The 13,182-nt window shown below is 53.3% G+C and carries 12 protein-coding genes; 7 read left to right on the plus strand and 5 right to left on the minus strand.

The features are described 5' to 3' along the window. Positions 1 to 94: 94 nt before the first annotated feature. The 5 genes from ACSC94_RS03480 to ACSC94_RS03500 all read left to right on the plus strand — a co-directional run bounded on the left by ACSC94_RS03480 (position 95) and on the right by ACSC94_RS03500 (position 6,280). Positions 95 to 754: a protein-L-isoaspartate O-methyltransferase family protein gene (locus tag ACSC94_RS03480; protein WP_435641673.1), complete on the plus strand. Its 660-nt coding sequence runs from the start codon at positions 95 to 97 to the stop codon at positions 752 to 754. A gap of 43 nt (positions 755 to 797) precedes the next feature. Continuing rightward, positions 798 to 2,489: a TolC family outer membrane protein gene (locus ACSC94_RS03485; RefSeq protein ID WP_435641674.1), complete on the plus strand. Its 1,692-nt coding sequence runs from the start codon at positions 798 to 800 to the stop codon at positions 2,487 to 2,489. A 76-nt stretch (positions 2,490 to 2,565) separates the two neighbouring features. Next, the gene (locus ACSC94_RS03490; RefSeq protein ID WP_435641675.1) at positions 2,566 to 3,180 is read left to right on the plus strand and encodes a DUF2497 domain-containing protein; all 615 of its coding nucleotides are present in this window, start codon (positions 2,566 to 2,568) and stop codon (positions 3,178 to 3,180) included. A 54-nt stretch (positions 3,181 to 3,234) separates the two neighbouring features. Further along, complete coding sequence (locus ACSC94_RS03495) at positions 3,235 to 5,895, plus strand: valine--tRNA ligase (protein WP_435641676.1); 2,661 nt, start codon at positions 3,235 to 3,237, stop codon at positions 5,893 to 5,895. Between the two features lie 34 nt (positions 5,896 to 5,929). Continuing rightward, on the plus strand, positions 5,930 to 6,280 hold the full coding sequence (locus ACSC94_RS03500; RefSeq protein ID WP_435641677.1) for a hypothetical protein: 351 nt from the start codon (positions 5,930 to 5,932) through the stop codon (positions 6,278 to 6,280). 53 nt (positions 6,281 to 6,333) lie between these two features. Here the strand turns inward: ACSC94_RS03500 and rpmE are convergent, their stop codons facing one another. The 4 genes from rpmE to ACSC94_RS03520 all read right to left on the minus strand — a co-directional run bounded on the left by rpmE (position 6,334) and on the right by ACSC94_RS03520 (position 8,742). Continuing rightward, complete coding sequence (gene rpmE / locus ACSC94_RS03505; RefSeq protein WP_014102706.1) at positions 6,334 to 6,576, minus strand: 50S ribosomal protein L31; 243 nt, start codon at positions 6,574 to 6,576, stop codon at positions 6,334 to 6,336. Positions 6,577 to 6,732: 156 nt separating this feature from the next. Beyond that, positions 6,733 to 7,830 carry a class II fructose-bisphosphate aldolase gene (gene fbaA / locus ACSC94_RS03510; protein ID WP_435641678.1) on the minus strand — a complete coding sequence of 366 codons (1,098 nt, stop codon included), beginning with the start codon at positions 7,828 to 7,830 and terminating at the stop codon, positions 6,733 to 6,735. Positions 7,831 to 7,938: 108 nt separating this feature from the next. Beyond that, positions 7,939 to 8,178, minus strand: a complete 240-nt coding sequence (locus ACSC94_RS03515) for a hypothetical protein (RefSeq protein WP_435641679.1) — start codon at positions 8,176 to 8,178, stop codon at positions 7,939 to 7,941. A 9-nt stretch (positions 8,179 to 8,187) separates the two neighbouring features. Continuing rightward, a complete protein-coding gene (locus ACSC94_RS03520; RefSeq protein WP_435641680.1) occupies positions 8,188 to 8,742 on the minus strand; it encodes a MarR family transcriptional regulator in 555 nt (184 codons plus the stop codon). Positions 8,743 to 8,941: 199 nt separating this feature from the next. On the opposite strand from ACSC94_RS03520, the gene ACSC94_RS03525 reads away from it, so the two are divergent. Then, positions 8,942 to 10,492 carry a hypothetical protein gene (locus ACSC94_RS03525; protein WP_435641681.1) on the plus strand — a complete coding sequence of 517 codons (1,551 nt, stop codon included), beginning with the start codon at positions 8,942 to 8,944 and terminating at the stop codon, positions 10,490 to 10,492. Positions 10,493 to 10,540: 48 nt separating this feature from the next. Continuing rightward, a complete protein-coding gene (locus tag ACSC94_RS03530; RefSeq protein ID WP_435641682.1) occupies positions 10,541 to 12,043 on the plus strand; it encodes a hypothetical protein in 1,503 nt (500 codons plus the stop codon). Positions 12,044 to 12,096: 53 nt separating this feature from the next. Here the strand turns inward: ACSC94_RS03530 and gap are convergent, their stop codons facing one another. Further along, positions 12,097 to 13,107 carry a type I glyceraldehyde-3-phosphate dehydrogenase gene (gap, locus tag ACSC94_RS03535; RefSeq protein WP_435641683.1) on the minus strand — a complete coding sequence of 337 codons (1,011 nt, stop codon included), beginning with the start codon at positions 13,105 to 13,107 and terminating at the stop codon, positions 12,097 to 12,099. Positions 13,108 to 13,182: the final 75 nt, after the last annotated feature.

Here is a 13,182-nt window from a genome sequence, read left to right on the forward strand (position 1 = left end):
GTCAGCGAGTCGGTGATAGAGTAAAAAGGAAGAGGCCCGTTCGGGACCGTTTCTGTTCTGTTTCTTCTAACGTTTAAGTTTCTTGGTGTTGTCGATGAACTTTTCTCAGGCGCGCAGCGCGATGGTTGAATCCCAGATCCACACAATGGGGGTGATTACACCCGCCATTCTGGAGGCGTTTCGGATTGTCCCACGCGAAGCTTTCGTCCCGCCGCATCTGGCGGGCATTGCCTATATTGATGAAGATATTCCGCTGGGCGATGGCCGCGTGCTGATCGAGCCCGCCGTTCTGGCGCGCATGATCGAGGCCGCGCAGGTCAATGCCAATGACGTTGTTTTGAATGTTGGCGACAGCACGGGATATTCGTCCGCGGTGTTGTCGTTGTTGGCCACCACGGTGGTGACGATGGAATCCCATCCCGGTCAACTGGATGCGGCGCGTCATGCGTGGGCCGCGTGCGATTATTGCAACATTGCGCCCATCACATGCGACGCGACCGAAGGGTGCCCGGAACACGCGCCGTATTCATTGATTGTCATGAATGGTGCGGTTGCAGAAATTCCTGAAATCTTTGTGGCGCAATTGTCCGTGAACGGGCGATTGGTGGCTGTTTTGAAACCCAACGCGAATGCACCCGGCCATGCCGTGATCGTGCAGCGTGTTGGCAATGAAAAATATTCGACCACCAAAGTGTTCGACGCGAGCATGCCGTACCTGCCGGGGTTTGAACCGCGGCGCGATTTTGTTTTCTAAACGATATTCAACTTTTGGACCAAACCAAGAAGGACCTGCGCAAATGATCCGTAACCGTAATAAGTTTTTGACTGGTGTAATGGCGTTGATGATTGCAACGCCTTTGGCCGCGGCCAGCGCGCAGGATTACACGCCGAAACCGGGTGTCGGCATGGCGCCGATCCTGGACGGTCCGGGAACGTCTGGTGTGAGCAAGCCAAAATCGGAACCGGTTGTGACGCATTCGTCCGGTGCGAATGATGCCTATATGGGCGGCGCGACGGTGCCGGGCACTGTGTCAAAAGATGCGTCGAACGTTGATGTATCTAAGGATTCTAGTGGCGAGAGCCTGAGCAGTGTGGCTGCGGCGCAGGCTGAACGAACCGAAGACATGGATATCAATATCCATACCATTCAGACAGCCGACAGCAAGGCTCCGGAACAAACGCTGGGTGCTGTTTTGCGCTGGTCGTATGACAACAACCCGACCATCCGCGCCGCGCGCCAAGAGCTGTATTCAACGCAGGAAAATCTGCCGCAGGCACAAGCGGGATGGAAGCCGACCGCGAATGCCAATGCTGGCGTGACCAAAACGTGGCTGGATGGTTCGGGTGAGCCGGATGGTTCAACGGAAAAAGGTGTTGGGGCGGATATTCAACAGCCGCTCTATCGTGGTGGCCGTACGGTTGCATCGACCGACAGCGCCGAGAACTTAATTCTGGCGCAACGCGCCTTCCTGAAGGCAACGGAACAGGACGTGATGATCTCTGTCATCACCGCGTATATGAACGTGTTGCGTGATCAAGCGCTGTATGATCTGTCCGTCAACAACCGTGAAGTGATTGCGCGTCAGTTGGAAGCATCCCGCGCGCGTTTCGATGTGGGTGATGTAACCCGCACCGACGTATCGCAATCCGAAGCCCGTTTGGCCGAAGCCGAAGCCGGCGTGACCAACGCGATTGGCCAGTTGCGCTCCAGCCTGGCCGTTTACGAACAGGTTGTGGGCATGCCCGCTGGCCGTCTGGCTTATCCGAAAGTGACAGTCGCCATCCCGGCATCGCGTGATGCGGCCGTGTCGCAGGCTGAAACCGATAACCCGTCCGTTGTTGCGGCTGAATTCCTGCGCAACTCGGCGGAACATGATATTGACCGCGTCTTTGGTGAATTGCTGCCGGAAGTGGGTTTGTTCGCACAATGGAACCAGGCGTGGGACCCGTCCCCGGGTCTGTATGATGATACATCAGACACCGCTGTGGGTATTCGCGCGACCGTTCCGCTGTACGAAGCAGGCGCAACGCGCTCGCGCGTCCGTCAGGCCAAGCACGCGGAAAGCCAACGCCTGATGCAAATCAGCGAAGCGCGCCGTCTGGCTCGCCAACAGGCTGTCAGTTCTTGGGAAGAGCTGGCCGCCGCTCGTGCGGAAATCACCTCGCGTGAAGCACAGGTCGTTGCCACGCGCGTTGCCCGTGATGGTGTGAAGCAGGAAGCCGAACTGGGCACCCGGACCATTCTGGACGCGTTGGATGCGGACCAAGAATATCTGGATGCGCAAACGGCTCTGGTTTCCGCCCAGCGGGACGAAGTTGTGGCCCAGTATTTCCTGGCCTCGACCGTTGGCACGCTGACCCCGGATTCGCTCGGTTTTCCAGAACTCAACCACATGCCTGGCTATGATGCCCATTTGGATGACATAACAAGCCGTGTTTTCTCTATGGATACAGAAAATACGGTGGATCACGGCGATAACGGCCTTTGACAAGGGTGGAGCAATGTAAGAAACTGATTTCACAGAGATAAATTTTTGTGAAACATCTTACGGAATATTGCGCTGAATGAACGCGACCGCCCCAGATCAGGAACCCTCAATCGAGGAAATTTTGGCCTCCATTCGTCAGATCATTTCTGACGATGATGAGGATGGTACACCTGCGCAAGCCGCAGCGCCCGAACCTGTGAAGGAAGAGCCGAAACCTGCGCCCGCACCGGCACCGGAACCTGTGAAGCAGGCCGCGCCGAAGAAGGACGATGTTCTCGAACTGAAAGATCCCATTCCTGAAGAAGAACCGGAAGCACCGGCACCGATTATCGACATGGAAGACGCCGTAGAGGAGGAGCCCGTTGTTGCGGCTCCGCCACCGCCGCCTCCACCACCGGCACCGAAGCCCGCACCGGCTCCTGTTTCTATGCCTAAAGTGGATATCGATGAAGAATCCGTTTTGGGTGAGGTTGCGGCCTCTGCCACGTTTGCGGGTTTTGCGCGTCTGGCCAACAACATCGCCGTAGACCGCCGTCGCCAGACAGCGGAAGGCGTGACGATCGAGGATATTGTCCGCGATATGCTCCAACCGCTGCTGCGTCAGTGGCTGGATGACAATCTGCCGCCAATGATCGATCGAATGGTCCAAAAAGAGCTGGAAAAGCTTGCCCAGCGCGCTTTAGACGACTAAAACAATCATCAGAAATTACTGGTTTTTTTGTACAACTCTGCACGGGGACGATCCATGCTGGAAAAAACATTTCAGCCTGAAAAGGTTGAGGCGCAACATTACGAATTGTGGGAACAATCCGGCGTGTTCAAATGCAATCCGGAAAGCAACAAGACTCCCTTTGCTGTCATGATGCCGCCGCCCAACGTCACGGGCAGCCTGCACCTCGGCCATGCGCTGAACGGCACGTTACAGGATATCCTGACCCGCTATTACCGGATGAAGGGGCGCGATGCCCTGTGGCAACCGGGCACTGACCATGCCGGGATTGCGACGCAGATGATTGTTGAACGCAATCTGGCCGCCGAAGGTTTGAACCGCCGCGAAATGGGCCGCGAAAAATTCCTCGAAAAAGTGTGGGAATGGAAAGAATATTCCGGCAGCACGATCACGCGCCAGTTCCGCCGCCTCGGCACATCGCCGGATTGGGAACGCGAACGCTTCACCATGGACGAAGGCCTGAACCGCGCCGTGCGCCGCGTGTTCGTTCAGCTGTTCAAGGAAGGGCTGATCTACAAGGACAACCGCTTGGTCAACTGGGACCCGAAATTGCAGACCGCCGTTTCCGATCTGGAAGTGGAGATGAAGGAAAGCAAGGGCCATATGTGGCACATCCGTTACCCGATCGAAGGGGAAACGGAACGGTTTATTACCATCGCAACGACGCGCCCGGAAACCATGTTGGGTGATACGGCGGTTATCGTGAATCCGAACGATGACCGGTACAAGGATTTGATTGGCAAATTCGCGATCCTGCCGATCGTTGGTCGTCCGATTAAAATTATCGCCGATGATTATGTCGATCCGGAATTTGGAACCGGTGCGATGAAGGTGACCCCGGCGCACGATTTCAACGACTTTGAAATCGGTAAACGCCACGGGTTGGAATTCATCAATATCTTCGACCGCACCGCGCATTTGAACGAAAACGCGCCGGAAGAATATCAAGGCATGGAACGCTTCGAAGCCCGCAAGAAATTGCTGGAAGAGCTGGAAGCCCAAGACCTGCTGGTCAAGATCGAAGACGTCACCCACGCCATTCCGTATGACGAGAAAAGCAAAAGCGTCATTCTGGAACCGTTCATGACCGAACAATGGTATTGCGATGCCAAAACGCTGGCCCAGCCAGCGATTGAGGCCGTGCGTTCGGGCAAAACGGTGATTATTCCGAAATCGTCCGAAAGCACCTATTTCCACTGGATGGAAAACATCCAGCCGTGGTGTATTTCCCGCCAATTGTGGTGGGGACACCAAATCCCCGCATGGTACGGCCCCGAAGGGTCCGTATTTGTGGCGGAGACGGAAGAGGAAGCCTATGCCGAAGCCAGGGCGAAGTTTGGCGATGGTGTAACGCTGACCCGTGATGAAGACGTTCTGGATACGTGGTTCTCCTCCGCTTTGTGGCCGTTCTCGACACTGGGCTGGCCGGACAAGACGCCGGAACTGAACAAATATTATCCGGGTGATGTGCTGACCACGGCCGCCGATATTATCTTCTTCTGGGTTGCGCGGATGATGATGATGGGCATTCACTTTATGGGGGATGTGCCGTTTAAAACCGTTTATCTGCACGGGCTGATTCTGGACGGGAAGGGGCAGAAAATGTCCAAAACCCGTGGCAACGTGATTGACCCGCTGGATACCATTGAAAAATACGGTGCGGACGCGCTGCGCTTTACGTTGGCCGCATTGGCCACGCAGGGGCGGAACATTAAACTGTCCGAAGACCGTGTGGAAACATACCGCAACTTTGCCACCAAATTGTGGAATGCGGCGCGGTATTGCCAGATGAACCATTGCACGGCTGGGCGCAACTATAACCCCGCCAACGCCACGGCGACGCCGAACAAATGGATCATCAGCGCGCTGAAGGAAACGACGGAAGCGGTGAATGTGGCGATTGAATCGTATAAATTCAACGATGCCGCCAATGCTCTGTACCAATTCGTGTGGGGCACGTTCTGCGACTGGTATCTGGAATTCACCAAGCCGATCCTGTCGAGCGATGACAAGGTTCAGGCCGAAGAAACCCGTGAAACCACCGGCTGGGTGTTGGACCAGATTTTGCTGATCCTGAATCCAATTATGCCGTTCATTACCGAGGAGCTGTACACGGCTCTGGCTGAGCGTCCGTTGAACACGGCGTTGATTTCGTCGCAATGGCCAGAATATCCGGAATCGTTTACGCATGCGGATGCAACAACGGAAATGAACTGGCTGATCAAGTTCATCACCGAAATCCGCAGCGTGCGGGCCGACATGAACGTCCCGGCTGCGGCGAAAATCCGCCTGCTGGTCAAGGATGCGAATGCGGGTACGCAGGGCAGCCTGAAATCCTACGATGACGTTCTGAAGCGCATGGCGCGTCTGGAAACCATTGAAACGTTCAATGGCCAGTCCGTTCCGGCGGGTTCGATCCAGACGGTGGTGAACGAAGCCACATTGATTATGCCGATTGCCGACATTATCGATCTGGACAAAGAACGCTCCCGTCTGCGCAAAGAGATCGAGAAGCTGTCATCCGACATTGAAAAGATCGAGCAGAAGCTGTCCGACAAGAAATTCGTCGATAATGCCCCGGCGGAGATTATTGAAGAACAGCACAAGCGCAAAGAAACCGCCGAAACCACCCGGACGAAACTGTCCGCGGCGCTGAAGCAGTTGGAAGCGGCGTAGGCTGTGAAGGCTAAGCTAGATAGGGCACGCGGGTATGCTTAAAGATGTTAATGGGTCTGGGGACACTGATTTTTCGAAGCTCGCTGTTCTTTGGACATCTCTGTGTAACCCTATTGCCTTGTCTATTTGTGTTACAGCCGTTGTTAATGGTGATCGTTTTGGGGCTGGTGAACAAAACTTAGATTTAAGATTTTTGTATATGTACCTTGCGGGCATGTTTTCATCGGCCGTTCTTTTTGCTGCGGCTCATATTTTACGATCTGAAGAAGAAGGCTGGAAAGCAAATGTAGCCTATCACGCGCATCCATTATCTATGCAGTTCTCATTGCTAATGTTTTTTTTGGCGACATATCAAGCGCTTCATCTTTTAAACGAGCTTTACTAAAAACAAAAAAGCCGCCCAATGGGCGGCTTTTGTATGTCGTATCGCTACAGAAATTATTTCTTGTCGCCAGCTTCTGCGCTGAGGCCGAAACCTGCGTAACGCTTGGAGAATTTGTCCAGCGCGCCGCGTTCGGTAATTTTCTGTGCGCCGCCGCTCCAAGCCGGGTGGCTGTAGCAATCAACGTCCAGACGCATAACGTCACCCGGTTTGCCCCAGGTGGTGCGCATCGAATATTCTTCGCCCTTGGTCGTCACGACTGTGATTTCGTGGTAGTCCGGGTGTATGTCGGCCTTCATGGCGTATCTCCTATAAATCAGGCGCACTTTTTATCGTTAATACCCCAGCAATTCAAGTACTTTTTCGGAAAAAAGCACCTAAAACGGCTCGCCGGGGTCAGGGTCACTAGGTTTTTATAAAAAACCGTTTGTTTGCAATGTGTTAGTCTTGTGGGCCTAAGCGCACTTCACCTTTGAATCGCATTCCCCACAGGCCAATGACTTCCCGGCGGAGCGTAAATCGGTGAAGGCTTCGTCCAGACGGGCTATGATTCCCAGTTCGCCCTCGCGCAGCCATTTGCGGGGGTCGTATTGTTTTTTGTACGGGGTGCCGTCGTCCGGGTCGATCTGGTACTTGAACGCCTTGGCGTTGGCTTCGACGAATTTGCCGACATATTCCGAGAACGCGAACTGCGTATCCGTGTCGATGTTCATCTTGAAAATGCCATAGCCGAGCGATTGCGCGATCTTGTCCTTTTCCGACCCCGAACCACCGTGGAACACCAGATCCAGCGGGTTGGCCGCCGTGTTGTGGGTTTTCTGGACCAGCTCTTGGGAGTTTTTCAGGATTTCGGGGCGCAGTTTGACGTTGCCCGGTTTGTACACGCCATGCACGTTGCCGAACGAGGCCGCGATGCTGAAATGACCCAGCGGCAGTAATGTGTCATAGGCGCGCAGAACATCTTCCGGCTGGGTGTAGAGTTTATCGTTATCGACATCGTCGGACCCGACGCCGTCTTCTTCACCGCCGGTCACGCCCAGCTCGATCTCAATGCTCATATCAATCTTTGCCATGCGTTTCAGCAGGCGGGCGCATTCGGACAGGTTGAAGTCCAAATCGTCTTCGGACAAATCCACCATGTGGGAGGAGAACAGCGGCTTGCCGGTTTCTTTGTAGAACGCTTCGCCATGTTCGATCATCGCCTCAACCCACGGGATCAATTTTTTGTTCGCGTGATCGGTGTGCAGGACGACGCACACGCCGTAATGTTCGGCCATCATGTGGACGTGGCGGGCGGCGGATACGGCGCCCAGAACCTTGGCTTTAAAGCTGTCGGCGCATCCCTTGCCCGCGTAAAATTCCGCGCCGCCGTTGGACAGCTGGATGATCACATCGGCTTTGTTCTTCGCCGCGGCTTCCATCACGGCGTTGATGGAATTGGTGCCAACCACGTTGACGGCGGGCAGGGCGTATTGACCGTCTTTGCAGGCCTTAACCAAAGCCAGATAGTCCGCGCCCGTAACAACGCCGGGTTTCAATTTCGTGGTGCCCATGATGTGATCCTTTTTCAAATGCAATGATGGGAAAACTATAGAACCCGCGCGGCCAAACAAAAAGCCCCAACTTGCGCGGGGCTTTTGAAAAATTCTGTTTTACCGGAATTACGGTGCCGGGGCCGGACCACCGCCGCCGCCTTCGCCACCCGACGGGGCCGCGCCACCATCAGAGGAACCACCACCGCCAAAGCTGAATCCACCAAAGGAGAAGCCAAAGCCGCCACCGGATGATCCGTCCGCGCCAAAGTCCAGAGTCAGCGCCGCCACGTTGGGATCAACCACCGGAGACGGGAGGGCATCGAATGCGGCCTCAAACTGTGCTGTAAACTCAAGTCCTATTGTCATCGTTCCAAATCAATCATTTCCGGTCTTCTGCAGGATTCCCGAGGCAATAAGGTTGTTTAAAGCCCGGTTGTCCGTGGTCAGCGGCCCGTTATACAAAACATCAAAAACATCTTGGCGTTTCACCGTTTTCAGACTGCCGACAGTCGCGACAATCTTGGCGTCCCGCAGAGTGGGGCGGTGCTGACCGAACAGATTGATATAGTGAATCAGGAAGTTTTTCAAGCTTTTATGCGATTTTTCGAAGTAATCCAGCGCCAAATCCATGTTTTTCTTGGCATAACCGGCGATATGCAGGCGGATTTCCCGCCCATCCCGGCCCGATTGCTGGCGCATGATGCAGCCATAGTCGTACAACCATTCAATATCACGATTCAGCGCGGATTTATGGGCGCCCAGACGCTCCATGATCTCGGCCTGGGTCGTGCCCGGAAATTGGTCAATGTCCGCCAGAATAACCGCCCGGCGTAGGGTGCAGGCCGGTTCCCCGCCCAGTGCATCCACCAGATGGTCGATAATATGGCCGATCCGCTCGGCCTTTTCCTTTGGGTCCATCGCTTGCGTCATGTGCGCCTTTTCACCGTAAATCCCGGTTATTGAACACCATTTTGGGGGTAAATGTCTAAGAATGTGTTTCTGCGAGGCGTGTTTTATGGAGGGCTTTGATTTTAAAGGGAAAATCGTTCCGTTGAAGGGGTGTGTTTATATTTGACATATTCATGCGCAAGGGCGTACATTCTGGCAAATATTTTTGAGGGACGCTTTCATGGCTGTAACTTTCGATTCTGGCGACAAGCCACCCCAAGAGAAAAAGCCCGGCTTTTTCAAACGGTTTTTTAGATTCCCGAAAGCAGAGAACACCGTCCTCGGCAGAGCCATCGGTCTGGACAATGACAAGCAGGCTCTGGCTCTCTCTGGGCCTTCTTCTGTTAAGCAGTTGCCCGCAGGTGTGACGCCTGATGAACCATGGCCGAGAACACCTGAAGTCGTGGTCAAGCCATGGGAATTGACCGAATTGGAAGGAACCTTCAAATCACAGTCCAAACGATCATTCCGCACGCGCGCGTTTAAAAATCACGCCTTGCCAAACCAGCCGCATGAATATCTGGAAGCGGATTACAGAGACAGCACGTATTCATGGCGCATCACAAAAGTAACCGTGACCGAAGCACGGGCGTTGCCTGCTTTATCCGTCGGTGCGGATGAGCAGGGAAAAGTTTCGGCCAAAACATCCCAGATTCTGGAAGGCAGCGTGTGCGCGATGCGGGCGCTGCATAAAATGGCCCTGTTTGAATTTGGAACGGATGCGCACAGCATGCATTCCACACGTGAGGAAGTGACCGAAGATTTAACCGGATCGCACTTCATCGATTTTGCGCATGGTGAACATATTATTTTCGACGTCAATGGCCACCCCAGCCTGACCAGCGAAGGAAAACCCATTCGGAATGGGACATATCCGGACAGTGAATTGCAATTCGCGGCCAAAGTTTACGAAGATATTGTGGCAGAGAAGCAAGCGGCTGTCCGCCTGATCGATCTAGCCCGGCTGGAAATTCATTCCAAACCGCAGTCCGATGATCCGATGAAGGACTTTGAACACTTTGCATCCATTCAGGCCGCTGCGGGTGATGTTGCGAAGAGTGTTGGCAACAATAAAATATATTATTGGGGGGCGGTGTCTAAGGCCTTATTTGATTCTGGTGGTTTTTTTGCAGGCGAGCGGCTTGTAGCCTCGCCGTCACCATTGTCGTGGAAAGAAAGAAAATCACTTGATGTGGCGGGGATGATGGCCGGTGTAAAATCTGCGATCATCGCTGTGCAAAAACTGGTTGATCTTGCCAATGTTTATGCGGAAGAGGTCGAGACAAACGAGGTTCTGCGAAACAGTGCTTTAAGCTTTATGGTTCATAACGCGGCGTTTCTTTATAGCGGTTACCAATGCTATGGGAAGGAATTTTTGGCGCTGGATACGGTAGAATTTGCGCAGTCTTTGGCGCGTGAAGCCGATACATTGATGGATGCTTTTTCCTTTGATGATGAAAAGAAAAAATCTGTTCGTGCCTTTATCATGCAACCGCACGAACCAGAAGTCATCGCCAATGGAATGGTAAAATTAGGTGATGCTTTGAATAACCTGCGCGATGTGTTTCACAGGCAATCGCTTGCGGTACTGGAAGGGCAGAAACCAAAATTGGAATTGCCGGATTATCGTAATTTGGCGTCGGAGTTTAATGCCGCTACACGCAAGAAAGACGCCCGGAACGATTTTGTATTCAAAAAGGCGTATCGCCATAGCCATAGGCTCGATCTGTAATTGGGGTTATAGCCCAGAGATTTTTTATTATTATTCAAGGGGGCGGACATGGCCAATGGTGGCGGTTCTATGAACGATACAAAGTCGGGGTTTTTGAAGCGCCTGTTTGGCGGGGGTAAGGCTGTGCCGGCACCTCTGCCTTTGCCGGCACCGGAGGTGCCCGTGGTCAAGCTGTGGGAGCTGACGGCGCAGGAGGAACATTTTTTAGCGGGATCAAAAAAATCATTCCGCACGCGCGCCTTTAAAAATCTGTCGCTTCCTGATCAACCGGACGAATATCTGCAAGCCGATTTTGCATTAACGTCTAACAATTCGGACGAGTGGACGGTCAGGAAAATTTCCGCTGCCGACGGGCGGGCTTTGCCGGTCTTGTCCGAAAATGCGGACGCGCAGGGGCGGGTTCCGGTCCAATCATCAATGACTTTGGAAGAGCATGTGTGCGTTATGCGTGCCCTGCATAAAATGGCTTTGTTTGAATTTGGAACAAATGCGCAAAGCGCACATTCTTTGCGCGAAGAGGTGGTTGAGGATTTAACCGGGTCCCATTTTATCGATTTTGCGCACAATGAAGGCATTGTTTTTGATGTCAACGGTCACCCGAGTTTTACGCATAATGGGCAACCTGTGCGCGATGGGAAATACCCGGCCAGCGAGCTGAAATTCGCGGCTGCGGTGTATGAGGCGGAAATGGCGAAGAAGGCGCCTGTTTTAAATTTGATTTCCTTTCCAGCGCTGGACGTTGAATCTGATCGGCGGAGTGGTGATCGGATGAAAGATTTTGAATATTTTTCTTCTGTCTACGCGACGGCCCAAGGCCTTTCCGCATCGATCATGAACTGCGAAAAACATATTTATGGCCAAATCTTTAACCAGGGTGGCCGCATGGTGCCTTCGTATACGCAGACATCGAAGACACCGTTGCCTTGGGATAAAAGGCATCGTTTCACGGTCGATGGGATGCGAGAAAGCGTGAAGGAAACGCTTCCTCTTGTGCAAAAAATGTTGGATTTGGCAGATTGCCGCCCGGAGTTGGTGGATGAAAATGAGTGTCTGCGGAATATGGCCGTGGGTTTTTTAAGCTATCATGCGGCCTTTCTCTATAGTGGTTATCAGGCGCGCGTGGCAGATTTTTTATCTGCGGATTCGATCTTGTTTGCGCATTCTTTGGTGCGCGATATTGACAAGATGATGGAGCGTATTGGCTTTGAAGAAGGCCAGAAAAATTCTATGCATAAATTTATTCTTTCCCCGCATAAGGCAGAGTTTCTGGCTCAGGGATTTATACATTTAGAAACTGTTTTAAGAGATTTGAAAAATGCGTTTCATATGCATTCGTGCGCCGCTGTGGCGGAGGAGTCCCCCAAGGTAGAGCTTCCGGATTATCGTGATTTAACATTGCGGTTCAATGCGATTGCGTTGGGCGAAATCGAGCAGGAATCCGTTCCGAGCAAGGCGGAAAAAATCCAAAAATCTTCTCTTTATACCGATGAAGAGATTGACCGGGATGTGAAGGCGTTCCACAAACGCCTCAGGTCGGGGCACGCCTTGTAAATAAAAACGGCGCCATATTCGGCGCCGTTTTTGTCTGTTCATCTGGCCCAGTATTACAGGCTGGCCATTTTCACGGCTGTGTCCAACATGCGGTTGGAGAAACCCCATTCATTGTCGTACCACGCCATCACGCGCACCATGGTGCCGTCGATGACTTTGGTTTCGTTGATGGCGAACATGGATGAATGCGGGTCGTGGTTGAAATCGCCGCTGACCAGTTCGTCGGTGTAGTAGCCGAGAATGCCCTTCAACTGGTTGCTGTTGGCGGCGGCTTTGATCAGTTCGCTGATTTCTTCCACCGTCGTGGCGCGTTTGGCGACGAATTTGAAATCGACCAGCGACACGTTCGGGGTCGGCACGCGAATGGCCACGCCGTCCAGCTTGCCTTTTAATTCCGGCAAAACTTTACCAACGGCCTTGGCGGCTCCGGTGGATGTCGGGATCATGTTCAAAGCGGCGGCACGGGCGCGGTGCAAATCCTTGTGGTTGGAGTCCACAATGTTCTGGTCGCCGGTGTAGGAGTGAATGGTGGTCATGAACCCATGTTCAATTCCGATTGCGTTGTGCAACACGGATGCCACAGGGGCGAGGCAGTTGGTGGTGCAGGATGCGTTGGACACGATTTTATGATCGGCGGTCAGCTTGTCGGAGTTCACGCCGTACACAACCGTAATATCTTCGTCCGTTGCCGGGGCGGAGATCAGGACCTTTTTTGCGCCAGCAGACAAATGCTTGGCCGCATCATCACGTTTCGTGAAAATGCCGGAGCATTCAAACGCAACATCAACGCCAACATCTTTCCAAGGCAATTGAGCGGGGTCGCGGACCTGTACGCATTTAATCTTGTGACCGTTGACGATCAGAACGTCATTGCCTTGCGTTTCCACGTCGAACGGGAAGCGGCCATGGACCGAGTCATATTTCAACAAATGCGCGTTGGTTTTCAAATCGGCCAGATCGTTGATGGCGACAATCTCCAGATCATTGCGACCGGATTCATAAAGTGCGCGCAGGACCAGGCGGCCAATACGGCCAAAACCGCTGATAGCGACGGATGTTGTCATAATCTATACCTCTGTTGTAAGGGTGTGGAATTCCGCCCCTTTTAGATAAACCCGCGCCGGGGCCGGGGCAAGGGG

The sequence above is a fragment of the Micavibrio aeruginosavorus genome (assembly GCF_051245535.1).
Lineage (GTDB): Bacteria > Pseudomonadota > Alphaproteobacteria > Micavibrionales > Micavibrionaceae > Micavibrio > Micavibrio aeruginosavorus_D.

What these genes read in the sequence shown, in the direction of transcription:
- ACSC94_RS03480 (WP_435641673.1), top strand. Translation starts at nt 95, where the DNA reads ATGAACTTTTCTCAGGCGCGCAGCGCGATGGTTGAATCCCAGATCCAC.
- ACSC94_RS03485 (WP_435641674.1), top strand. Translation starts at nt 798, where the DNA reads ATGATCCGTAACCGTAATAAGTTTTTGACTGGTGTAATGGCGTTGATG.
- ACSC94_RS03490 (WP_435641675.1), top strand. Translation starts at nt 2,566, where the DNA reads ATGAACGCGACCGCCCCAGATCAGGAACCCTCAATCGAGGAAATTTTG.
- ACSC94_RS03495 (WP_435641676.1), top strand. Translation starts at nt 3,235, where the DNA reads ATGCTGGAAAAAACATTTCAGCCTGAAAAGGTTGAGGCGCAACATTAC.
- ACSC94_RS03500 (WP_435641677.1), top strand. Translation starts at nt 5,930, where the DNA reads ATGCTTAAAGATGTTAATGGGTCTGGGGACACTGATTTTTCGAAGCTC.
- rpmE (WP_014102706.1), bottom strand. Translation starts at nt 6,576, where the DNA reads ATGAAGGCCGACATACACCCGGACTACCACGAAATCACAGTCGTGACG.
- fbaA (WP_435641678.1), bottom strand. Translation starts at nt 7,830, where the DNA reads ATGGGCACCACGAAATTGAAACCCGGCGTTGTTACGGGCGCGGACTAT.
- ACSC94_RS03515 (WP_435641679.1), bottom strand. Translation starts at nt 8,178, where the DNA reads ATGACAATAGGACTTGAGTTTACAGCACAGTTTGAGGCCGCATTCGAT.
- ACSC94_RS03520 (WP_435641680.1), bottom strand. Translation starts at nt 8,742, where the DNA reads ATGACGCAAGCGATGGACCCAAAGGAAAAGGCCGAGCGGATCGGCCAT.
- ACSC94_RS03525 (WP_435641681.1), top strand. Translation starts at nt 8,942, where the DNA reads ATGGCTGTAACTTTCGATTCTGGCGACAAGCCACCCCAAGAGAAAAAG.
- ACSC94_RS03530 (WP_435641682.1), top strand. Translation starts at nt 10,541, where the DNA reads ATGGCCAATGGTGGCGGTTCTATGAACGATACAAAGTCGGGGTTTTTG.
- gap (WP_435641683.1), bottom strand. Translation starts at nt 13,107, where the DNA reads ATGACAACATCCGTCGCTATCAGCGGTTTTGGCCGTATTGGCCGCCTG.